At 71.3% G+C, this 22,595-nt stretch carries 20 protein-coding genes; 7 read left to right on the top strand and 13 right to left on the bottom strand.

Translation table 11 applies throughout. The features are described 5' to 3' along the window. Window positions 1-2: 2 nt before the first annotated feature. The 6 genes from AACH11_RS11745 to AACH11_RS11720 form a co-directional block, all read right to left on the bottom strand. A complete protein-coding gene (locus tag AACH11_RS11745) occupies window positions 3-1,799 on the bottom strand; it encodes a WD40 repeat domain-containing protein (RefSeq protein ID WP_341374420.1) in 1,797 nt (598 codons plus the stop codon). Next, window positions 1,790-2,764 (bottom strand): FAD:protein FMN transferase, encoded by a 975-nt coding sequence (locus tag AACH11_RS11740; RefSeq protein ID WP_341374419.1) that lies wholly within the window; start codon window positions 2,762-2,764, stop codon window positions 1,790-1,792. Before AACH11_RS11740 ends, AACH11_RS11745 begins: the two co-directional genes overlap by 10 nt. A gap of 31 nt (window positions 2,765-2,795) precedes the next feature. Beyond that, window positions 2,796-3,911: a DUF3570 domain-containing protein gene (locus tag AACH11_RS11735; RefSeq protein ID WP_341374418.1), complete on the bottom strand. Its 1,116-nt coding sequence runs from the start codon at window positions 3,909-3,911 to the stop codon at window positions 2,796-2,798. A gap of 14 nt (window positions 3,912-3,925) precedes the next feature. Then, on the bottom strand, window positions 3,926-4,186 hold the full coding sequence (locus AACH11_RS11730) for a DUF4266 domain-containing protein (RefSeq protein WP_341374417.1): 261 nt from the start codon (window positions 4,184-4,186) through the stop codon (window positions 3,926-3,928). Between the two features lie 17 nt (window positions 4,187-4,203). Then, entirely contained in the window at window positions 4,204-4,713 is a 510-nt protein-coding gene (locus tag AACH11_RS11725) for a TlpA family protein disulfide reductase (protein WP_341374416.1), read from the bottom strand. Between the two features lie 295 nt (window positions 4,714-5,008). Next, window positions 5,009-6,295, bottom strand: coding sequence for a sugar MFS transporter (locus AACH11_RS11720; RefSeq protein WP_341374415.1), 1,287 nt, complete (start codon window positions 6,293-6,295; stop codon window positions 5,009-5,011). 167 nt (window positions 6,296-6,462) lie between these two features. Between AACH11_RS11720 and AACH11_RS11715 the strand changes: the two genes are divergently transcribed. Then, window positions 6,463-7,461, top strand: coding sequence for a patatin-like phospholipase family protein (locus tag AACH11_RS11715; RefSeq protein WP_341374414.1), 999 nt, complete (start codon window positions 6,463-6,465; stop codon window positions 7,459-7,461). Between the two features lie 111 nt (window positions 7,462-7,572). Here the strand turns inward: AACH11_RS11715 and AACH11_RS11710 are convergent, their stop codons facing one another. The 7 genes from AACH11_RS11710 to AACH11_RS11680 all read right to left on the bottom strand — a co-directional run bounded on the left by AACH11_RS11710 (window position 7,573) and on the right by AACH11_RS11680 (window position 15,351). Further along, window positions 7,573-8,268, bottom strand: a complete 696-nt coding sequence (locus tag AACH11_RS11710) for a DUF4197 domain-containing protein (protein WP_341374413.1) — start codon at window positions 8,266-8,268, stop codon at window positions 7,573-7,575. Beyond that, complete coding sequence (locus AACH11_RS11705; protein ID WP_341374412.1) at window positions 8,268-9,902, bottom strand: TAXI family TRAP transporter solute-binding subunit; 1,635 nt, start codon at window positions 9,900-9,902, stop codon at window positions 8,268-8,270. The genes AACH11_RS11710 and AACH11_RS11705 overlap by 1 nt, the downstream gene beginning before the upstream one ends. Window positions 9,903-10,001: 99 nt before the next feature. Further along, a complete protein-coding gene (locus AACH11_RS11700; protein WP_341374411.1) occupies window positions 10,002-10,781 on the bottom strand; it encodes a glucose 1-dehydrogenase in 780 nt (259 codons plus the stop codon). Between the two features lie 36 nt (window positions 10,782-10,817). After that, complete coding sequence (locus tag AACH11_RS11695; RefSeq protein WP_341374410.1) at window positions 10,818-12,266, bottom strand: aldehyde dehydrogenase family protein; 1,449 nt, start codon at window positions 12,264-12,266, stop codon at window positions 10,818-10,820. Window positions 12,267-12,357: 91 nt separating this feature from the next. Continuing rightward, on the bottom strand, window positions 12,358-13,686 hold the full coding sequence (locus AACH11_RS11690; protein ID WP_341374409.1) for a TRAP transporter large permease: 1,329 nt from the start codon (window positions 13,684-13,686) through the stop codon (window positions 12,358-12,360). A 25-nt stretch (window positions 13,687-13,711) separates the two neighbouring features. Beyond that, window positions 13,712-14,332: a TRAP transporter small permease gene (locus AACH11_RS11685; RefSeq protein WP_341374408.1), complete on the bottom strand. Its 621-nt coding sequence runs from the start codon at window positions 14,330-14,332 to the stop codon at window positions 13,712-13,714. A 2-nt stretch (window positions 14,333-14,334) separates the two neighbouring features. Then, a complete protein-coding gene (locus AACH11_RS11680; protein ID WP_341374407.1) occupies window positions 14,335-15,351 on the bottom strand; it encodes a TRAP transporter substrate-binding protein in 1,017 nt (338 codons plus the stop codon). A gap of 411 nt (window positions 15,352-15,762) precedes the next feature. Here AACH11_RS11680 and AACH11_RS11675 point away from each other — a divergent pair, with 411 nt between their 5' ends. The 6 genes from AACH11_RS11675 (at window position 15,763) to AACH11_RS11650 (ending at window position 22,532) form a co-directional block, all read left to right on the top strand. Then, the gene (locus tag AACH11_RS11675; protein ID WP_341374406.1) at window positions 15,763-17,073 is read left to right on the top strand and encodes an ABC transporter substrate-binding protein; all 1,311 of its coding nucleotides are present in this window, start codon (window positions 15,763-15,765) and stop codon (window positions 17,071-17,073) included. Window positions 17,074-17,206: 133 nt separating this feature from the next. Then, entirely contained in the window at window positions 17,207-18,079 is an 873-nt protein-coding gene (locus tag AACH11_RS11670; protein ID WP_341374405.1) for a carbohydrate ABC transporter permease, read from the top strand. 24 nt (window positions 18,080-18,103) lie between these two features. Then, window positions 18,104-18,934, top strand: a complete 831-nt coding sequence (locus AACH11_RS11665; RefSeq protein WP_341374404.1) for a carbohydrate ABC transporter permease — start codon at window positions 18,104-18,106, stop codon at window positions 18,932-18,934. Between the two features lie 34 nt (window positions 18,935-18,968). Further along, window positions 18,969-20,033 carry an ABC transporter ATP-binding protein gene (locus AACH11_RS11660; RefSeq protein WP_341374403.1) on the top strand — a complete coding sequence of 355 codons (1,065 nt, stop codon included), beginning with the start codon at window positions 18,969-18,971 and terminating at the stop codon, window positions 20,031-20,033. Between the two features lie 28 nt (window positions 20,034-20,061). Continuing rightward, on the top strand, window positions 20,062-21,507 hold the full coding sequence (dalD, locus tag AACH11_RS11655; protein ID WP_341374402.1) for a D-arabinitol 4-dehydrogenase: 1,446 nt from the start codon (window positions 20,062-20,064) through the stop codon (window positions 21,505-21,507). 104 nt (window positions 21,508-21,611) lie between these two features. Further along, the gene (locus tag AACH11_RS11650; RefSeq protein ID WP_341374401.1) at window positions 21,612-22,532 is read left to right on the top strand and encodes an AraC family transcriptional regulator; all 921 of its coding nucleotides are present in this window, start codon (window positions 21,612-21,614) and stop codon (window positions 22,530-22,532) included. Window positions 22,533-22,595: the final 63 nt, after the last annotated feature.

The raw sequence follows: 22,595 nt of genomic DNA, 5'->3' as shown, positions 1-22,595 counted from the left end.
GCTCAGGCGCCGGTGCGGGCGACGGTGGCCGGGGTCGCGGTGGTCGCGGTGGTCGTGGCCTGGGTCGTGCTGACTGTGGTCCCCACGGTCGCGTTCAAGGGCGTGCTCAGGCGCATCAGGCGCAGCTGCTGGTCCTGCGCGCCGCGCGCCAGCAGCACCAGGCGGGTGCCGGCCAGCGTCGCCTGCTGGACGCTCATGCCGGCGTCCAGGCTGCGGCTGGCCAGTGCGCTGTCGGTGGCGGCGGCGCGCCAGGCGATGCGCTGGTCGGTGACGGCGAAGTAGCTGTCGCCGTCGGCGGCCACGGCCAGGGCCCGCACCGGCTCGTCGCTGCTGCTTCCCACGGTGACGCTGCTGGCCGACAGGCGCTGCATCTGGTCGTCCAGCACCAGGGTGTGCACGTTCTGCGCGCTGGCCAGCAGCACCCGGCGGCCGCCCTGGGCGAAGGCCACCTGGGTGACGTTGCCCCAGTCGCCGGTCAGCTGGGCGACCAGCCGGCCGTCGCTCAGGTCCACCAGGGTGAGCCGGCCGTAGGCGGCCAGGGCGACGAAGCGGCCACCGGCGCTGATGCCCATGGCCTGCACCGCGGTGCTGCCCGACAGGCCGGGATCGATCCGGCGCTGCAGGGCCAGCGTGCTGCCGTCCATCACCCACAGCGTGGCGCCGGTGGCGTCCCAGGCCGCGACGCGGCTGCCGGCGGCGTCGGCCGCCAGCAGCGAGAAGCCGCTGTGCACGCAGGCCGGCGCCTGGGCCAGCCAGCGGTAGGACGCGGTGTCGCCCAGGCCGACCCGGAACAGGCCCTCGCGGCCCTGGCTGGTGGTCTCGCAGCTGCTGCCGGTGTGGCCGCCATCGGCCATGTTCAGCAGCACGAAGGCGTCCTGTGCGGCATTGACCAGCGTGATGCCGGTGATGCCCAGGCCGGGCGCCAGCGTCACCACCTCTTCCTGGCGCGGGGTGGTGGTGAAGCCGGTGGCCGCCGAGGCGGTGTCGACGAACAGCGAGACCGCGCCTTCGACCATCGCCCAGGCGCGACGCAGCAGCGGCGGCTGGTCGGCCAGGGCCACGCGCTGGGCGGGCACCAGATCGATCTCGCGGCTGCTGACGGTCTCGGCGCTGGCATCGAACAGGTAGAGGCGGTTGCTCTCGCTGTTGTTGAGCACCTGGCTGCCGTAGGCGGTGAGCTGGCGGCGCGCGCTGCCGTCTGCACTGGCATCCCACTGCGTGGCGGTGGCCGGTGCGGCCAGCGTGCTGCTGGCCGCGGTGAGGGTGGCGGCGCCGTCGCCGGCCGTGGCCACGGCGCCGGACCAGGCCAGCAGCGCCTGCCATGCCAGGCCCTGTTGCTGCTGGGCGGTGGCCAGGCTGGCGGCCAGGGTGCTCTCCAGCGCGCTGCCGTGGCGCGTGCCCAGGGCGGTGACCAGGGTGTCGATGGTGGTGGCGGAGCGGCCCTGGGCGGCCAGCGCCGCGCGCAGGCTGGACAGGGCGCTGACCTGGGCGCTGCCGGTCTCGGCCAGCCACAGGCCGGTGCGGCGGTTGGCGCTGTCGCGGCGCTCCAGCAGCACGCGCTGGCTGCTCGTCGGGCTCAGGCCGGTGGCGCCGGTGGCCGGCAGGCTGTCCAGCAGGCGGCTGGCGTCGCCGTCGTCGCAGTGGCCGTTGGTGTTGGCGTCGATGCAGGCCAGCAGCGAGCCGCTGCTGGCGCTCTGGGTCGAGACGGTGGTGCCGACGGGCGTGTCGCCGCCGCCGCCGCAACCGGCGGTCAGGCTGAGGGCGATCAACAGGGGCAGGGGCTTGAGGGTCAGGCGCATGGGGCGGCGCTCCGTGGTGCGTCGATGGGCTGCGCGGGCGCAGCCGAGGTCGATGAGGGGGCGGGCAGGGTCGCCGCGGGGGCCGCGGCGTCGGGGGTCAGGCGGTGCACGCGGCCGTCGGCATCGACGACCACGGCGTGCACGCCGGCAGGCAGCGTGAAGTCGTCGCGCACCAGCAGGGCGGTGCTGTAGAAGCCGCAGGTCAGCGTGTCGCGGGCGATCACGCTGGCGCTGATCCAGCGGCTGCGGCCCTGCGCGGCCTGGGCGATGTGCGACAGGCGGTGGCCGTCCGCCAGCCGGCGCTGACGGGCATAGTGGGCGGACGTGGTCAGGCTCTGGTCTTCCAGATCGAGCGCGAACTTCGGCTGTGCGGGCTGCAGGGGGTCGGACACGGCCGCGATCCAGCGGCTGCCGTCGGGCCGGCGGCCCAGCACCGCCACGTCGCCGCCGAAGTTCACCAGCGCCGAGCGCAGGCCGGCCTGCCGGCACAGGCGCAGGGCCTCGTCCACCGCGTGCTCCTTGACCACGCCGCCCAGGTCCAGCCGGGTGCGGGCATCGGGCAGGTGCAGCTGGCGGCCACTCAGCCGCCAGGCCGCCAGGCCCATGGCCGGTGCGCTCGCGGCCAGGTGCGCGCGGGCCTCGTCCAGGCTGTCGGCCCGGGCCAGTCCCTCGCGGGCGGTGGCCAGGGTGATGTCGAAGGCCCCCAGGCTGCGCTCGGCCGCGGCGCGTGCGGCGCGCAGCAGCTGCGCCGACTCGTCGTCGAGCTCGACCTGACGGCCGCTGCGCCGGTTGACGCAGCGGTTGAGCCAGGACGCCGGGTCGTGCAGGTTGTAGCGTCGCACCAGGGCCGCGGTGCGGGCCTCGATGCGGCGCGCCAGCTGCGCGGCCGTGGCGGCGTCGGTGTCACCGAACTGCAGCCGGCAGTCGGTGGTCATCGCCTGGAAGTGGTGGTGGTGCAGGCTCATCGGCGGGTCCGGGGCGCGCGGCGCGGTCCGCTCAGTAGCTGTAGGCCAGGCCGGCCGTCAGCGTGCGGGCGGAGAAGCCGCGGCTCTGGCGGTAGTGGCCCACGCCGGCGTTGAAGCTCCATTCCTTGGACGCCGTGTACTGGACGTTGATCTGGCGCGTCAGCGCCGTCATGTCGCCCAGCCGCTCGTCGTTGCTGCCCGGCCCGGTGGCCGCGAAGGTGTTGGGGCTGCCGTCATAGGCCCGCCAGAACTCGGCGGCCGTCTGCCGGTGCACGCGCAGCACCGGCGCCAGGCGCCAGGCCGGCGTGATGTCCCAGTGCACGCGGGCCTCGGTGGTCAGGCCGCTGACCGACCAGCTGTCCTGATAGACGCGCGTCCACAGGCTGCCGACCAGCCCCGGCTTGAGGCTGCGCGTCACCCGCAGGGCCAGGCCGCCGCTGCGCCGCTGGTCGGGCCGGGTGTCATCGGCCAGCACGTGGGCGCCGGTGTCCGGGTCCTCGCGCACGATCTTCAGGTAGTGGTGCGACAGGTAGCCGCTGTCGCGTGCGCCGTAGACGCTCAGCTCGGCCGTGGTGCTGGCGTCGATCACCTGGGTGACGCCGGCCTGCACGCTGACGGTGGTGGCGTTGCGGTCGCGGCTGTTGTTGGTGTTGGCCGTGGCGATGGCCACGTTGCGCATCAGGCCCACGCCCAGCGTCCACGAGCGGTTGTGGCTGTCGTCGGCCCAGCGCAGCACCTGGCCGGAGAGCTCGGTGCTGGCGTAGTCGGGCTCGGCCGAGTGCGACAGGCCGAGGGTGTACTCGTGGCGGTCGGCATCCCGCGTCAGCAGGCTGGCCGACATCGAGCGCCGCTTCTCGCGCGCCACGCGGGCCAGGCCGCGCTGGTACTCGTTGGCATAGCCCGGCACCTGCACCCAGTAGGGGGTGGCGCCCGACAGCGCGTCGTAGCCCAGATCGAGCTTGAGCGTGCGGTCGGTGTCGATGTCGTGCTCGATGGCCAGCGAGCCGTCGACCGCGTGCACGCGGCCGCCGCGCTCCTGGTAGTCCATCAGGCCGAAGGCGACCTTGTTCTCGGCCAGCGCGCTCTGGCACAGGGCGGTGGCGGCCAGGCCGGTGGCGGCCAGCAGCTTGAGGGTGGGTTGATGCATGGTGTGCGGCCCTCTCACTTGCAGCCGCAGCCGCCGCCACCGATGCCGGTGCCGCCGCTGACCGTCTCCTTGGAGACGTAGACATGCTGGTCGAACTTCGACAGCAGCGGGATGCTGCCGGAGGCGGTCATCGTCGGCAGGGCCAGCGTGGCCTTCTCCCAGGGCTGGACCGGCTGGACGGCGCAGGCGCCCAGCAGCAGCGGGGACAGCAGGGCCGCGGTGCGCACGATGCGGGCGGCGGGACGTCCGAGGGACTGGATCATCAGGTAAGACATTGGGTCAGCGTCCGGATTCATTGAATCCCGAGGTCCTTGAGATCGCGCTGCAGGCGCACGTCGACATCGGGCATCGCGCCCAGGTGCATGCGGGCGACCTTGCCGTCCTTCAGGATGTAGAGCGCCGGATAGCCCTTGGGCTTGAACTGCCGCACGATGCTCTGGTCGACATCGTTGAGGGTGCGGAAGGTCAGTGCGCCCTTGGCCCGCATCTCCTTCTGGAACGCGTCGGCCACGGCGGCGCTGTCGTCGGTGTCCACGCCGACGACGTCGACCCGGCTCTTGTCCGCCTTGTCGGCCACCGCGCTGATCAGCGGCAGCTCCTTGCGGCAGGACGTGCACCACTCGGCGAAGAAGTCCAGCACCGTGACCTTGGCCGGATCGATGCGCAGGCGCTGCAGCAGCGCCGGATCGACGGCATCACCGGGCTTGTAGGCCTGGGCGGTGAGGGGCAGGACGGTGGCGGCGGCGGCGAACGCAGCCGCCAGCAGGGCGCGGCGCTGGGGCCGCGACAAGAAGACAGACATCGGCAGGAACCTCGGCGGGCGGCCGGCATCGGTCAGGACGCGATGCGGGCGCGGTGTGGAGGCTGGCTGCCGTTTCAAGGCCGCAGGGCGCGGTCGAAAGCGAGGGGTGGCTTGCCCGGAACCCGCGAGCGTGTCATCCGGGGGGGGTACAGCGTTGCGGGGCTGCGGACCCTGGCGCACCCGATGGCGCGCCAGTGTGTCCGGCATGTGAATGCAGTATATGGTGATGCGAATGATTCGCAATGCATCACTGCCGCAGGTTCCCCTTCGAATTAGGGGGGCGACGCGAGCGGCTTCAGGCGCCCTGCACCGCGGTCGTTCCGCCGGCCAGGCCGGCGCGGATCTCGCCCACCGCCGGCCCCACCGGCTTGTGCCCCCAGCCGCCGTAGTGCGCGATGTACAGGTAGCACACCAGCGGCACGATGAAGGACGGCAGCAGGCCCCAGTGGTCGGCCAGCATCGCCTGGGCCAGCGGCACGATGGCGCCGCCGACGATGGCCATGCACAGCAGGCCCGAGCCGCGGCTGGTCAGCGCGCCCAGGCCCTCGATGGCCAGCGCGAAGAGGGTCGGGAACATGATGGAGTTGAACAGGCCGACGGCCAGCAGGCTCCACATCGCCACCGGGCCGCTGACGGCGATGGCCACCGCGATCAGCGTCGCGTTGACCAGGCCGGCGGCGGCCAGCACCTTGGCCGCCGACACCTTGCGCATCAGCGCGCTGCCGATGAAGCGGCCGACCATGGCCGCGCCCCAGTACAGCGACAGCCACTTGCCGGCCTCGCTGACGGTCAGGCCGGCGATCTGCGGCTCGGCCATCAGGTTGACCAGCAGGCTGCCGATCGAGACCTCGGCGCCGACGTAGGCGAAGATGCCGACGGCGCCCAGCACCAGATGGCGATGCGCCCACAGGCTGCCCTCACCGGCGGTGGCCGAGGGCCAGCTGCCGCTGAGCTCGGCGCGGTTCTCGGCCAGGCGGCGCGGATCGGGCAGGCGGAACAGCGCCACCACCACGGCCAGCACGAACAGCAGCGCGGCCAGCGCCAGGTACGGGCCCTGCACGCTCGATGCATCGGCCGCCGTGCCGGCCGCATGGTCGGCCGCCCCCAGGATCAGCACCGAGCCGATCATCGGCCCCACGGTGGCGCCCAGCGAGTTGAAGGCCTGGGTCAGGTTCAGGCGGCTGGAGGCGGTGTCCGGATCGCCCAGCAGCGTCACGTACGGGTTGGCCGCGACCTGCAGCAGCGTGACGCCGGCCGCCAGCACGAACAGCGCGCCCAGGAACAGCGGGTAGGCATGCGAGCCGGCCGCCGGATAGAACATCAGGCAGCCGACGCCGATCTTGCACAGGCCGATGACCAGACCGCGCTGGTAGCCGATGCGCTGCAGCAGCCAGCCCGCCGGCAGCGAGACGACGAAGTACGCCATGAAGAAGCAGAACTGCACCAGCATCGCCTCGACATAGCTCAGCGAGAACAGCGCCTTCAGGTGCGGGATCAGGATGTCGTTCAGCGAGGTGATCAGACCCCACATGAAGAACAGCGAGGTGAGGACCGCCAGCGGGCGACCGTGTCGAGAAACCATGGCTTGCGCGACCGGCGAGGCAGGACCGGTCGATTCGGGTTGAAAGCTGGCATTATAAAAACGTTAATAAAATGTTCAGACAACGCTCACCGTCGCCACACCGAGGGGCGGGGCCAGCGCGGACAATGCCGACCGTCCTGTCACCCGAGCCTGTCCGCTGCCGTCCGATGTCCGCCTCCGCTGCTTCCGCCCGTCCGTCCGCCGTCCTGCCCGCCGCCCTCCCGCGTGAGCGCCGGCGCCTGCTGTCCCTGGCCCTGGCGGCGGGGCTGCCCCTGCTGGGCTCGGCCGTCCTGGTCGGCTGCGGCGGTGGCACGGCGCCGGTCGCGCCCACGCCGCCGGCCGCCCCGATGCCGAAGATCGGCATCGCGCTCGGCGGTGGCGCGGCCAAGGGCTTCGCCCATGTGGGCGTGCTGAAGATGCTGGAGGCCACCGGCCTGACGCCGCAGGTGGTCTCCGGCACCAGCGCCGGCAGCGTGGTGGGCGCGCTCTACGCGTCCGGGCTGACCGGCTTCGAGCTGCAGGAGCAGAGCTTCGCCCTCGACGAGAGCCGCGTGCGCGACCTGACCCTCTTCGGCGCCGGCGGCCTGGTCAAGGGCGACAAGCTGCAGGACTACGTCAACCAGCTGGTCAAGGGCAAGGCGCTGGACAAGATGGCCAAGCCCTTCGCCGCCGTGGCCACCGATCTGGACAACGGCGCGCGGGTGATCTTCCGCACCGGCAACACGGGCCAGGCGGTGCGCGCCTCGTGCAGCATCCCGGGCGTGTTCCAGCCGGCGGTCATCGCCAACCGCCGCTACGTGGACGGCGGCCTCGTCAGCCCGGTGCCGGTGGACGCGGCACGCGAGCTGGGCGCCGACGTGGTGATCGCGGTCGACATCTCGTCGAAGGCCACCGACGGCCGCTCCGACGGCATCGTCGGCAACATCAACCAGACCATCACCATCATGGGCCAGCGCCTGGGCGAGCAGGAGCTGGCGCGCGCCGACGTGGTGATCCGGCCCAAGGTCGGCAAGGTCGGCCCGGCCGACTTCGACCTCAAGCACGTGGCCGTGCTGGAGGGCGAGAAGGCGGCCCAGGCCGCGCTGCCGCAGATCCGCGCGGCCGTCGCCGCCTGGCAGCAGCGCTGGCAGGCCGACTGGGTCAAGCGCCAGCAGGCGGTGCGCTGAGCGCGGATCGCGCCCCGGCCCGGCGCCCTGGTGCCTGCGTGCCGGCCGTCCTGCCGCGGGCGGGCCTGCTGTTCGGACCGAGGCCCGAGGGCGGGCCTGTCGGCCGGCCGATCAGCGGCCGAACACCTGCTTGAGCAGCGCGCTGCCGGTGGCCACCGGGTCCTGGCGGATCTTGCGTTCCTCCTCGCCGACGAGCTTGTACAGCCCGTCGAGCGTGCGCGAGGTGACATAACCGGCCAGGTCGGCGTCCTCGGTCTTCATCAGACCCAGCTTGGCCGCGCGGCCGGCCACCGCATCGTAGTGCTGGGCCAGCGCCACCTCGCCGGTGGTGCGCTGGACGATGGGCGCGAAGGCCTCGCCCAGCGGCTTGCGGGTGCGGCCGCTGAACCAGTCGGTGACGGCGGTGTCGCCGCCGCGCACGATCTTCAGCGCGTCGTCGACGCTCAGGCTCTTGACGGTGTCGACCAGCACCTGCTTGCCGGCCGGCACCGCCGCCTCGGCCGCCCGGTTCATCGCCGTCACCAGCGCGTCGACCTGTTCGCCCTGGCCCATGCGGCGCAGCAGCTTCTCGGCCTTGGCCAGGTTGCGCGGCAGGCCGATGCGCACCGCGGCATTGCCGAGAAAGCCGTCGGTCTGGCCGAGCCGCTCGACGGCCAGCTCGGCGCCCCGGGCGAGGGCGGCGCGCACGCCGTCGGCGGCGGTGGACGCGCCCAGCGTGGCGGCGCGGGGGCCGGCCATCCAGGGGGCGTACAGCGCCGGCAGCAGCGCGAGCCGGCCCAGCAGCCGGCGACGGGACAGGGGATTCATCATGACTTCTCCGATGAGGGGGACAGGGATGCGGCCAGTTGCACCCGCTGCCGCACCCACGCGATGTGGCTGCGCAGCGCGTACAGCTCCTCGGCATAGGACAGCGGCACGCTGATCTGCAGCACGCGGGCGTCGATGGCGTCGAGCTCGGCGCTGAGCTCGTCGGCCGGGCGCTGGCCGATGGCGTCCTCGACGGCGCGCAGCTGGGCGTACCAGCGGAACACGCGCGAGCGGATGCGGAACTGGTAGAGCGGCGGGATGATGCGCGACAGCGGGATGGCGACCACGATGATCGAGGCCAGCGCCACCCACATGCGGTCGAACAGATTGGCCAGGCCGAAGGGCAGATAACGCTGCAGCCAGGGGGTGCCGTTGCGGGCGTGACGTTCGGCCTCAGGTGACAGCGGCAGCGTGCTGCCGGCCGTCAGCTGCGGAAACTCGCCCGGCCGCTGGAACCAGCCGGCGCCGGCATGGGCCTCGTGGGCGGCCTGCACCAGCAGCTGCTGCAGCGCCGGATGGGTGTCGGCCCGGGCCACCAGCAGCGTGGTCGGCGCCAGCAGCTGGCGGTCGGCCGGTGGCAGGTCGGCGGCCAGATCGACGATGCCGCGCGGCAGCCGCACTGGCGCGATGAAGGGCCAGCGCCGGGCATAGGCATCGGCCTGCACGAAGTCCATCAGCGCGATGCCGGGCGTGCGCAGCAGCATCTGCACCAGCAGGCCTTCGGGCGCCGAGGCCAGCATCACCGCGTCCAGCTCGCCGCCGAGCAGCGCGGCCACCGCGTCGTTGTCCTGCTGCTGGCTCAGCCGCAGCTGCGCGGGTTGCAGCTGGTGGGCCGCCAGCAGCTCGCGCGCCAGCGGGGCCAGGCCGCCACCGGCCGCGCCGATGTTGATGCGCCAGCCGGCCAGATCCGACAGCTTCTGCGGCGGCTGGGGCGCCGGTTGCAGCGCGTGGGTGCTGACCGGCAAGGCCTTGGCACGGCGTGCCGCGACGCGGCGCTGCTGCGGCGTGGAGGCCGCCGCCGGAGCGCCGACCGAGGCCGCCAGCTCGGCCGCCGCGGCGGCCATGCCGGGCGCCAGCGTCTGGCGGTCGCTGCGGTAGAAGACCCAGATCGGCTCGCGGAACAGCTGGCCGAGCGAGCGCAGCGACTCGGCATCGCTGTCGGAGGCCGAAGGCGCGGGGGCGCCGCCGTCCGTGCCCTCGTCGCTCTCGTCGGCCAGCAGGCTGCCGTTGACGAAGGCCACGTCGACGCTGGCCTGGTCCGCCGGCCCATCGGCCGGCGTGTGCGGCTGGCGCAGCCGGGCCAGGTTCTCGGCCGAGCCCTGGGTCGGCCGCAGCACCACCTCGATGCCCTGACGGCGCAGGATCTGCACATAACGTTCACCGAAGACGGCATACGCGCTGCGCTCGGGGCCGGTGGCCAGCACCAGGCGGCGTGGCGGTGCCGGATCCAGCAGCCAGTAGGCGACGCCCAGCAGCGCGACCGTCAGCAGCACGAAGGGCGCGGCCGTCGACAGCAGCTCGCGCCAGGCCGGCCGCCAGCGTGGCCAGTTCAGGCGGCGGCGCAGGGTCGGGCGGATCGGCGCCGCCGCGTCGGTGAGGGGCGCTCCGGCGGGGGCGGGTGGGGACGAGGACATGGCGCAACGATAGCGCCTGTCGGTGGCCCTCGGGTCTCGGGCGCCGGCCGCGGCGGGTCCGCAGCGGGTCGGGGGCGTGTCGCCGGCCGCGGTGGACCCTCAGATGCAGCGTCCGCCATCGACCTCCATCGCCACGCCGGTGATGAAGGCCGATTCCGGCCCGACCAGGAAGGCGCAGGCGCGCGCGATGTCCAGCGGCCGGCTGAAGCGGCCCAGCGGGATGGTGGCCAGGATGCGTTCGCGCACGGCCGGCGTGTTCTCGCCCGGCAGAAAGTCGCCGAACAGGCCCGTCTCGCCCATCACCGGGTTGATCGCGTTGACGCGGATCTGGTCCGGCGCCAGCTCGGCCGCCATCGCCTTGGTGATCGTCACCGCCGCGCCCTTGGTGCCGGCGTACCAGGTCAGGCCCGGCCGCGGCCGGGCGGCGGCGGTGGAGGCGATGTTGACGATGGCGCCGCCGCGACCCTGGCGCCGCAGCACCGGCACCACGCTCTGCGCGCTCCAGTACAGGCTCTTGACGTTGGTGGCGTAGACGCGGTCGAAGGTGGCCTCGTCGACGTCGAGCATCGACTGGTTGCGGTGGGTGGTGCCGGCGTTGTTGATCAGGCTGTCGATGCCGTCCCACTGTGCCAGCGTGCGCTCGACCAGCGCCTGCCAGCCGTCGGCCCGGGTGACGTCCATCGCCACCGCCAGCGCACGGCCGCCCTCGGCGAGGATGTCGGTGGCCACGCGCTGCGCCTGCTCCGCGCGCAGGTCGGCGACCACCACGCGGGCGCCGGCCGCGGCGACGTGGCGCGCGATGCCCTCGCCGAAGCCGCCGCCGGCTCCGGTGACGAGGACGACCTGTTCGGACAGCGGGCGGGGCTCGATCGGGGTCATGAAGAGGTCTCCTGAGGTGGTCGGGCAGGTCGGGGCTTAGCCGTGGGCGATGGCCACCGTCTTGAGGGTGGTGAAGCTGCGCAGGCCCTCGAAGGCCTTCTCGCGGCCGTGGCCGGAATGCTTCATGCCGCCGAAGGGCAGCTCGATGCCGCCGCCGGCGCCGTAGTTGTTGATGAAGACCTGGCCGGCCTCGATCGCGTGGGCCAGGCGCAGCGCGCGGCTGCCGTCGCGCGTCCAGACGGCGGCGGTCAGGCCGTAGGGCGTGCCGTTGGCCAGCGCGACGGCGTGCGCCTCGTCGTCGAAGGGCAGCACGCACAGCACCGGGCCGAAGACCTCCTCCTGCGCGATCGGTGCGGCCGGATCCACGTCGGCCAGCAGCAGCGGCGGGAACCAGCATCCGGTGGCCGCCGCCTCGGGCAGCAGCCGCGACTGCGCCACCACGCGCGCGCCGTCGCCGACCGCGCGCTCGACCATCGCGGCCACGCGGTCGCGCTGGCGGGCGTTGATCAGCGGGCCGCAGTCGGCGCCGGCCAGACCCGGGCCGGTGCGCAGGGCCGAGAAGCGCTCGGCCAGCAGGGCCAGCACGCGGTCGTGCACGCTGCGTTCGACCAGCACGCGGCTGCCGGCCGCGCAGGTCTGGCCGGCGTTCTGCACGATGGCGTTGACCAGCACCGGCAGCGCCGCGTCGAGGTCCGCATCGGCGAACACGATCTGCGGCGACTTGCCGCCGAGCTCCAGCGTGACGGGCACGTGGTGCACCGCCGCCGCCTGCGTCACCGCGGTGCCGGTGGCGGGGCTGCCGGTGAACGACAGGTGGGCGATGCCGGGATGGCCGGCCAGCGCGGCGCCGGCCTCGGCGCCGAGGCCGCAGACCACGTTCAGCGCACCGGCCGGCAGCCCGGCGTCGAGCGCGAGGCGGGCGATGCGCAGCGGCGTCAGGCAGGCGTCCTCGGCCGGCTTGACCACGCAGGCGTTGCCGGCGGCCAGCGCACCGCCGACCGAGCGGCCGAAGATCTGCGCCGGGTAGTTCCACGGGATGATGTGGCCCGTCACGCCGAAGGGCACGCGCAGCACCAGCACCGTGCTGCCCGCGGCATAGGGCACCGTCTCGCCGTGCAGCTTGTCAGCGGCGCCGGCATAGAACTCGAAGTAGCGGGCACAGGCGGCGATGTCGGCGCGGGCCTGGGCGATCGGCTTGCCGGTGTCGCGGCATTCCAGCTCGGACAGCGCCTCGGCCTGGGCGGTGATGGCGGCGGACAGCCGCATCAGCACGCGGCCGCGCTCGGTGGCCGTGGTGCGGCCCCAGGCGCCGGCGAAGGCGCTGCGGGCGGCGGCCACGGCGGCGTCGATGTCGCGGGCGTCGCTGCGGGGCAGGGTCGTCAGCGCGCTGGCGTCGGCGGGATCGATCACCGGCAGCGTCAGGCCGCTTGCGGCGGGCAGGTCGCGGCCGTCGATCAGGTTCAGGCGGGCGGGCAGCAGGGGCATGGGAGCAGGCGCCTCATTCGGCGGGGCAGGCAGGGCAGGTGGGGCAGGTGGGGCAGGTGGGGCCGGGCGGGCCGTCGGACCCGGCAGGCCCTCAGACCGGGCCGATGGCGGGCGTGGGTCCGGGGACGGGTGCCACCACGGCCGGCGGATAGACCCAGTCGCGCAGCGTCAGGCTGATGCCCGGCAGGTAGGTGATCAGCATCAGGCAGCCGATGATCACCGCCACGAAGGGCAGCAGGTGGCGCACGATGCGGTCCAGCGAGATGCGCGCCACCGTGCAGGCGGCGAACAGGTTGACGCCGAAGGGCGGCGTGATCATGCCGAGCGCCAGGTTGACGACCATGATGGTGCCGAAGTGCACCGGGTCGACGCCGAAGTGCCGGGCCACCGGCACCAGGATCGGCGCCAGCACGATGATGGCCGCGCTGGTCTCGATGAACATGCCGATCACGAACAGCGCGGCATTGACCCCCAGCAGGAACATCGCCGGCGAGCGCAGCACCTCGGTCAGCCAGGCGCCGATCGCCTCGGGGATGCCGGCGCGGGTGATCAGGAAGGCGAACAGGCCGGCATTGGCGATGATGAACAGGATCACCGCCGAGCTGACCAGGCTCTTGCGCAGCACGGGCAGCAGATCCGCCAGCGACAGCTCGCGGTGGATGAACAGGCCCACCGTCAGCGCATAGAACACCGCCACCACCGAGGCCTCGGTCGGCGTGAACACGCCGCCGTAGATGCCGCCCAGGATGATGACCGGCATCAGCAGCGCCCAGGCCGCGTTGCGGCTGGCCCGGCCGACGCCCAGACGGCCTTCGCCGTCCTGCAGCCCCCAGCCCTTCCAGCGGCAGTACAGGTGGACGAACAGCATCAGCACCCCGCCGATCAGCAGGCCCGGCCCGAAGCCGGCGATGAACAGCTCGCCGATCGACACCTCGGCCGAGACGCCGAACAGGATCATCGGGATCGACGGCGGAATGATCACGCCCAGCTCGGCCGAGGTGGCCTGCAAGGCGGCCGCGTATTCCCGCGGGTAGCCATGGCGGATCAGCGCCGGAATCAGGATCGCCCCGATGGCGAAGGTGGTGGCGACGCTGGAGCCGGAGACGGCGGCGAAGATCATGCAGGTGAGCACGCAGCTCATCGGCAGGCCGCCCTGCACGCCGCCGACCAGGCTCTTGGCGAAATCGACCAGCCGGCGGCTGATGCCACCGGTCTCCATCAGGTTGCCGGCCAGGATGAAGAAGGGCACGGCCGCCAGCGGAAACTTGTCGATGGCGGTGAACATCTCCTTGGGCGCCAGCACCAGGCGCTGGGGATCGAAGATCGCCAGGCCCAGCATGGCCGAGCCGCCGATGGACACGGCGATGGAGACGCTGAGCGCGAAGCCCAGCAGCATGGTGACGAGCAGGGTCAGGGGCATGTCGGTATCCGGTCGGGCAGGCGCGTCACTGCGCGGTCTCGAGTTCCTCGTTCATCGGGTCGGCCCACTGGGCCAGCACGGCCACGATGGACAGCGCGGCCCCGACGGGCAGGGCGGCATAGGCCCAGGCCATCGACAGCTCCAGGCTGGCGAAGGTCTGGAAGCGCACCCGCCAGGCCAGATCGGTGCCGAACCACAGCAGCACGCCGAGGAAGGCCAGCGAGGCCAGCGCGATGCCGGCGCGCAGCAGCGTGCGCCAGAGCCCGCGGCTGGTGCGCAGCGCCAGATCGACCGACACCAGCGCGCCGCGCCGGAAGGCCACCACCACGCCGCACATCACCGCCCAGATCAGCAGGCGGCGCATCAGCTCCTCGGTCCAGGAGGAAGGCTGGGAGAACAGGAAGCGCGCCAGCACCTGCCACAGGCCCAGCACGCTGACGACGGCCAGCAGCGTGCAGCCCAGGGCCTGGGAGGCCGCCGTCAGGTGGTGGTCGATGGCCAGCAGCGCCCGCACCGCGGCCGCGCGCGGTGCCGCGGCGTGGGGGTTTCCAGCGTGGCCGGCGTGGCCGTGCGCCGGGACGGTGGACGCGGCCGCGGCCGCGGGCGACCCGGCCGGTGTCCGGCCGGCCTGCGTGAGCGCGGCCATCGTCAGCGCACCGCCTGGATGGCCGCGATGCGATCGGCGCCGAACTCCTTGGCGAAGTTGGCGAAGGCCGGGGCCACCGCCTTGCGGAAGCTGTCGCCATCGACCTTCTCGACCACCTGCATGCCGTCCTTCTTCAGCTGCGCGATGCCGTTGGCCTCGTCGTCGTTGACCTTGCGGCGCTGCGCGGCCGCGCCCTTCTGCGCGGCCTCGGTGAACACCTTCTTGTCCGCGTCCGACAGCTTCGACCAGATCGCCGGCGAGACGATCAGCACCGCCGGCGAGTAGACATGGCCGGTCAGCGACAGGTGCTTCTGCACCTGGGCGAACTTGGCCGACAGGATGACGGGGATCGGGTTCTCCTGGCCGTCGACCGTGCCCTGCTGCAGCGCGGTGAACACCTCCGGCCAGGCCATCGGCGTGGGCAGCAGGCCGAAGGTCTTGTAGCCCTCCATGTGGACCTTGTTCTCCATCGTGCGCAACTTCAGCCCGGCGGCATCGGTGGCCTTGACGATCGGGCGCTTGCTGTTGGTCATGTGACGGAAGCCGTTCTCCGTCCAGGCCAGGCCCGGCAGGCCCTTGGCATGCATCTTCTTCAGCAGGTCCTGGCCGATGGGGCCGTCCAGCGTGTGGCGGGCGTGGTCGTAGTCGCGGAACAGGAAGGGGATGTCGACCACCTTGACCTCGGGCACGAAGTTGCCCAACGGTCCGGTCGAGGAGTTGACGAGATCCTGGGTGCCGAGCTGCACCGCCTCGATCATCTCGCGCTCGCCGCCGAGCGCCGCGTTGGGGAAGTGCTGGCAGCTGTAGCGCCCGCCGGTGCCCTTGGCCACCTCGTCGCAGAACACGGTGGAGCCCACGCCGTAGTGCGAGTCCTTGGCCGTCGAGTAGCCGATCTTCATCACCGTCTGCGCCTGGGCCGGTGCCAGCCATGCGCCGACCGCCCATGCACAGGCCAGGGCGGCGACAGGGCGCAGGCGGCGCGTGAGGGCGGACGGCGGGTGACGGTCGTACGGATGCATGCGTGTGTCTCCTGGTCTGGGTGGGCCCGGCGGCCGGACGGTGGCGCGGGTAGAGGTGTTGGTGTGATGGTATGACCACCATACCGATCACCCATCCGTGCGAACCCCCAGACCGCGTTGCAACGCTGCCGGCACGCCCTGCATCCGGCCTCCACGGTCGCCGGATCCTGGCGATCTGGACGCCTCGTGTACGGATTCATCCGCAGATGCTTCGCTCTGATACTTATAGGTCGATGATCAAGGAAAACCCGCATCAATGAGCGCAATAACGTACTGGAACGTGGCGAAACCGTACTCGTGGACACAAGCCGCGATGTCTACAGTCCCGCCACGCCACTGACGGTCCCGCGGCACGGGACGGCAGCGGACGGACTCCCCTCTTGCGAACCGATCCCCCTCAGGAGACACGACATGACGTTGAAGGCTTCCCTCGCGCTCGCTTTCGGTCTGAGCCTGGCTGCCGCCGGCGCCCAGGCCGCCACCGAACTGGTCATCGCCACCGTGAACAACGGCCACATGATCGAGATGCAGAAGCTGACCAAGCATTTCGAGCAGGCCAACCCGGACATCAAGGTCAAGTGGGTCACGCTGGAGGAGGGCACGCTGCGCCAGCGCGTGACCACCGACATCGCCACCAAGGGCGGTCAGTTCGACATCATGACCATCGGCATGTACGAGGCGCCGATCTGGGGCAAGAAGGGCTGGCTGCAGGAGCTCAAGACCGACGCCGCCTATGACGTCGACGATCTGCTGCCCGCCATCCGCAACGGCCTGAGCGTGGGCGGCAAGCTCTACGCGGCGCCGTTCTATGGCGAGTCCTCGATGCTGATGTACCGCAAGGACCTGGCCGACAAGGCCGGCATCACCGTCGGCGACAAGCCCACCTGGCCGCAGATCAAGGATCTGGCCGCCAAGATCCACGACCCCAAGAACGGCGTGTACGGCATCTGCCTGCGCGGCAAGCCGGGCTGGGGCGACAACATGGCCTTCCTGTCGACGCTGGTCAACACCTTCGGTGGCCAGTGGTTCGACATGTCGTGGAAGCCGCAGCTCGAGAGCAAGCCCTGGAAGGACGCGATCACCTTCTATGCCGACCTGCTGAAGAACTACGGCCCTCCCGGCTCGGCCGCCAACAGCTTCAACGAGATCCTGGCCCTGTACAACGAGGGCAAGTGCGGCATGTGGATCGACGCCACCATCGCGGCCTCCTTCATCAGCGATCCGAAGCAGTCGAAGGTGGCCGACAAGGTGGCCTTCGCCCAGGCCCCGACGATGAACACGCCCAAGGGCGCGAACTGGCTGTGGAGCTGGAACCTGGCCATCCCGGCGGGTTCGAAGAAGGTCGACGCGGCGCAGAAGTTCATCAACTGGGCGACCAGCAAGGACTACGTGCAGCTGGTGGCCAAGACCAACGGCTGGGCCAACGTGCCCACCGGCACGCGCAAGTCGACCTACGCCTCGGCTGACTTCCAGAAGGCCGCCAAGTTCGCCGCCGCCGAGAAGGCCGCCATCGACAGCGCCAACCCGACGGACTCGACGCTGCCGAAGTCGCCGTACATCGGCGTGCAGTTCGCGGCCATCCCCGAGTTCCAGACCATCGGCCTGGCCACCGGCCAGCAGATGAGCGCCGTCCTGGCCGGCAAGACCAGCGTGGATGCCGCGCTCAAGGCCGCGCAGACCGCTGCCGAGCGCGAGATGAAGAAGGCCGGCTACTACAAGTGATGTCGTGCAGGGTGGGCGGCCGGTGCACATCGGCCGAACCCCTGATTTCCTGCGTCAGGTCCGACGGCGTCGCTGCTTCCGTGCAGCGGCGCCGTCCCTCTTCGACGCGCCCTTGTTCCGCTGGAGTCTGGCCATGCAAGGTCAAGCGCCCCGCCTGATCCCGCGCCTGCTGATGGCGCCGGCCATCGGCACGCTGCTGCTGTGGATGATCGTCCCCCTGGCGATGACCATCTACTTCTCGTTGATCCGCTACAACCTGCTGCAGCCCGAGGTCTCGGGCTTCGCGGGTCTCGACAACTTCGAATACTTCGTCACCGACCCGGCCTTCGGCAGCTCGGTGATCAACACCGTGCTGCTGCTGGGCAGCGTGATCGTGCTCACTGTCGGCCTGGGCGTTGGCCTGGCGCTGCTGATCGACGACCCCTTCCCGGGTCGCGGCCTGGTGCGCGTGCTGCTGATCAGCCCCTTCTTCATCATGCCCACGGTCAATGCGCTGCTGTGGAAGCACATGATGATGAACCCGCTGTACGGCGTGCTGGCCGCGGTGTGGAAGTTCTTCGGCGCCGAGCCGGTGGACTGGCTGACCGACTGGCCGCTGCTGTCGGTCATCATCATGATCACCTGGCAGTGGCTGCCCTTCGCGACGCTGATCTTCATCACCGCGCTGCAGTCGATGAACCGCGAGCAGCTGGAGGCCTCCCGCATGGACGGCGCCAACTACCTGCAGCAGCTGCGCTACCTCTACCTCCCGCATCTGGGCCGGTCGGTGGCGGTGGTGGTGATGATCGAGCTGATCTTCCTGCTGAGCGTGTTCGCCGAGATCTACACCACCACCGGTGGCGGTCCGGGCGATGCGTCGACCAACGTCGCCTTCCTGATCTTCAAGCAGGCGCTGCTGGGCTTCGATGCCGGCGTGGCCTCGGCCGGTGCGCTGTTCGCCGTCGTGCTGGCCAACATCGCCGCGGTCTTCATGATCCGTCTGGTCGGCAAGAACCTGGACGCCTGAGCCCCCGCGAGCCGGAGTCTTCCCATGAGTCAACCTCAACGCTTCTCCACCGCCCTGGTGATCCGCACGCTGTCGGCGTGGGCCATCACGCTGCTGCTGTTCTTCCCGCTGGGCTGGATGGTGCTGACGGCCTTCAAGACCGAGCTGCAGGCGATCGCCCAGCCGCCGTTGCTGCTCTTCACGCCCTCGCTGGAGGGCTTCCACGAGGTCAACGAGCGCAGCGACTACCTGCTGTACGCGACCAACTCGCTGATCACCAGCGTGGCCTCCACGCTGCTGGGTCTGGCGATCGCGGCTCCGGCGGCCTATTCCATGGCCTTCTTCCGCACGAAGAAGACCAAGGACATCCTGATGTGGATGCTGTCGACCAAGATGATGCCGGCCGTCGGCGCACTGGTGCCGATCTACGTGCTGGCGCAGAAGTCGCACCTGCTCGACACGCGGCTGGGCCTGATCATCGTCTTCACGCTGAGCAACCTGCCGATCATGGTGTGGATGCTGTTCTCGGCCTTCAAGGACATCCCGTCGGACATCCTGGAAGCCGCGCGCATGGACGGTGCCACGCTGTGGCAGGAGGCCCGCCAGGTGCTGCTGCCGCTGACCATGGGCGGACTGGCCTCGACCGGGCTGCTGTGCCTGGTGCTGAGCTGGAACGAGGCCTTCTGGAGCCTGAACCTGAGCAGCGCCAACGCCGGCACGCTGGCCACGCTGATCGCCAGCTACTCCAGCCCCGAGGGCCTGTTCTGGGCCAAGCTCAGCGCGGCCTCGGTGCTGGCCGTCGCCCCGATCGTGGTCTTCGGCTGGTTCAGCCAGAAGCAGCTGGTGCAGGGCCTGACCTTCGGTGCGGTGAAGTGATCCACCCCACCCACGCGATCTGAGGAGAAATTACATGGCTTACCTTCAACTCAAGGGCATCGAGAAGTTCTTCGGTGGCCACCGCGCGATCAAGGGCGTGGACCTGACGATCAACCAGGGCGAGTTCATCGTCTTCGTCGGGCCGTCGGGCTGCGGCAAGTCCACGCTGCTGCGCCTGATCGCCGGCCTGGAGCACATCGACGGCGGCACGCTGACGCTCGACGGCAAGGACATCACCCATCTGCCGAGCGCCAAGCGCGATCTGGCGATGGTGTTCCAGAGCTATGCGCTGTACCCGCACATGACGGTGTACGACAACATGAGCTTCGCGCTGAAGCTCGCCGGCGTCTCGCCCGAGGTCATCCGGGACAAGGTCGACAAGGCGGCCCAGGTGCTCAACCTGACCCAGTACCTGCAGCGCAAGCCGCAGGCCCTGTCGGGCGGCCAGCGCCAGCGGGTGGCCATCGGCCGCGCCATCGTGCGCGCGCCCAAGGTCTTCCTGTTCGACGAGCCGCTGTCCAACCTGGACGCCGCGCTGCGCGGCCAGACCCGGGTCGAGATCGCCAAGCTGCACCGCGAGCTGGGCGCCACCACGATCTACGTCACCCACGACCAGGTCGAGGCGATGACGCTGGCCGATCGCGTGGTCGTGCTGCGCGACGGCCTGATCGAGCAGGTCGGCACGCCGCTGGAGCTCTATGACCGGCCGGCCAACCAGTTCGTCGCCCAGTTCATCGGCACGCCGCAGATGAACGTGGTGGCCGCCGACAAGCTCGGCCCGGTCGCACCGTCCCTGCAGGCCGCGGCCGGCCAGGCGCTGCCGGCGGGGGGCTTCGTCGGCCTGCGGCCCGAGGCGGTGTCGGTGCGCCATGCCGGCCAGGGCGCGCTGTCCGGCCGCGTGGACCTGATCGAGGCGCTCGGTGCCGAGACCCTCATCTACGTCACCACCGAGACCGGCGCGCAGCTCGTCGCCCGCCAGAACGCGCGCAGCGGCCTGCATGCGGGCGATGCCGTCTCGCTGGAGATCGATCCGGCCGCCGCCCATCTGTTCGATGCCAAGGGCCGGGTGCAGCACACCGGCGCTCTGCACCTGCTCTGACCCTTACTCCCATCCCAAGGATCCCGTCATGACCGCCTCGTCCGACACGCCACTGGTGATGCTGCACCTGGGCCTCGGCTCGTTCCACCGGGCCCATCAGGCCGTCTACCAGCAGGCCCTGCACGATGCCGGTGACGCCCGCTGGGTGCTGGCCGGGGGCAACATCCGCAACGACATGGCCGAGACCGTGGCCACGCTGCAGGCCGCCGGTGGCGCCTACACGCTGGAGACGGTCTCGCCCGAGGGCGAGCGGGTCTACCAGCGCATCACGGCCATCCGCGAGGTGATCGGCCATGACGCGGCCTTGTCGGGGCTGATCGCGTGGGGCGCCGATCCGGCCACCCGCATCATCAGCTTCACCGTCACCGAGGCCGGCTACTACCTGGACGCGAAGAACCGGCTGGACCTCGGCTTCGCCGACCTGGCCGCCGACATCGCGGCCGCCCGCGCCGGTCACCCGCACCCGGCCACGCCGACGCTCTACGGCGCGCTGACGGCCATCCTGAGGGCCCGGATGGCGGCCGCTGGCGGCCCCGTCACGCTGCTGAACTGCGACAACCTGCGCCACAACGGCGACCGCTCGCGCGCCGGCCTGCTGCAGTTCATCGAGGCCGCGGGCGACGCCGATCTGCTGGCCTGGGTGCAGGCCCACACGAGCAGCCCGAACGCGATGGTCGACCGCATCACGCCGCGTCCGGTGCCGGCCGTGCGCGAGCGCGTGCGCGCCGCCACCGGCATCGATGACGCCGCCGCGCTGATGGGCGAGAGCTTCATCCAGTGGGTGATCGAGGACCGCTTCGCCGCCGGCCGCCCGGCCTGGGAGACGGTGGGCGTGCAGATGGTCGATTCGGTCGATGCCTACGAGGAGGCCAAGATCCGCCTGCTCAACGCGACGCACAGCTGCATCGCCTGGGCCGGCACGCTGGTCGGCCACACCTACATCCACGAGGGCACGCACGACCCGGTCATCCGCCAGATGGCCTACGACTACGTGACCTGCGACACCATCCCGGTGCTGGACACGCCCGAGCGGCCGTGCCCGATCAACCTGGCCGACTACCGCGACGTGGTGCTGGCGCGCTTCGGCAATCCGGCCATCGCCGACACCAACCAGCGCGTGGCGATGGACGGCTTCAGCAAGATCCCGGGTTTCATCGCGCCGACGATCCGTGAACGGCTCGCGCGCGACGAGGGCATCGCCAGCGTGGCGCTGCTGCCGGCGCTGTTCCTGGCCTACCTGCAGGTCTGGCACCGCGGCGGCATCGCCTACACCTATCAGGATCAGGCGATGGACCCGGTGGTGGCGCATGCCATCTGCGAGGCCGCCGACCCGGTGGCCGCCTTCTGCGCCGACGGGCCGCTGTGGGGGGCGCTGGCCGGTGATGCCCGCCTGGTGCGTGCGGTGCGCGATGCGCTGGCCCGGGTGCAGTCCTTCGTCGCCGCCCATCCCCTGCGGCGCGGCGTGGCGGGCTGATCCGCCCGCGGCCGGCCGGTGCCCCGCAGCAGGGTGCTGGCCGGCCGCCGCCGCAGCTGGTGCAATCGCTGTCCCTGCAGTCAGACCGACCGGAACGCGCGACCATGGCCCGAGCCATCCCCCGCCAACGCCAGCCCGAGCTGGAACATGATTACCTGCGCAGCCCCGCCCTCGGCTACGAGGCGCCGTGGGACGTGGGTGTCGTGCGCTGCCTGGCCCACGGCTTTCCGACGCCGCTGGCGCGCTGGCACCACCACGACGAGTACGAGCTGCACCTGATCGTCGCCAGTTCCGGCAAGGCCTTCGTCGGCGACTGGATCGGCCAGTTCCAGCCCGGCCATCTGGTGCTGACCGGCCCGCGCCTGCCGCACAACTGGGTGTCGATGGACGTCGGCGAGGAGGGCGTGCCGATGCGCGATCTGGTGATCCAGTTCCCGCACGCGCCGATCGCCGCCGCGGCCGAGCACATGCCCGAGCTGTCCGAGGTGCTGCCGCTGCTGGAGCGGGCCAAGCGCGGCATCGAGTTCTTCGGCATGTCCGACCTCGCCCAGGCCCACTGGCAGCGGGCCAAGGACAGCCGCGGCCTGCGCCGCATGGCCGCCTTCTGCGACTACCTGGCCGATCTGGCCCGCTGCACCGACTACCGGCTGCTGTCGACGGTGCAGATGCAGGCCGACGACGACGATGCCGAGCTCGACCAGATCAACCGCATCGTCAACCGCCTGACCGACGACATCGCGCAGCCGGTGTCCGCCGGGGCGGTCGCCGCCGAGCTGGGCATGAGCGAGAGCCGCTTCTCGCGCTTCTTCCGCCGCGCCACCGGCAACAACTTCACCGATTTCGTCAACCGCCTGCGCGTCAACCGTGCCGGCCAGCTGCTGATGGACACCGACCGCAAGGTGGGCGACATCGGCTACGAGGTCGGCTTCAACAATCTGGCGAACTTCAACCGCCGCTTCCTCGAACTCAAGGGCATGACGCCGACGGAGTTCCGTCGCCAGGCCGACAAGCGTTTCGGCGGCTGAGGCGCGGGCGGCCCGTCGGGTCGCCGGTCCTGTGTCCGCGTGATCCGCCGTCGACCGTCGCCG

The organism is Pseudaquabacterium rugosum (genome assembly GCF_038066575.1).
GTDB classification, from domain to species: Bacteria; Pseudomonadota; Gammaproteobacteria; order Burkholderiales; family Burkholderiaceae_C; genus Pseudaquabacterium; species Pseudaquabacterium rugosum.
This window is presented reverse-complemented; position numbering and strand designations above follow the sequence as displayed.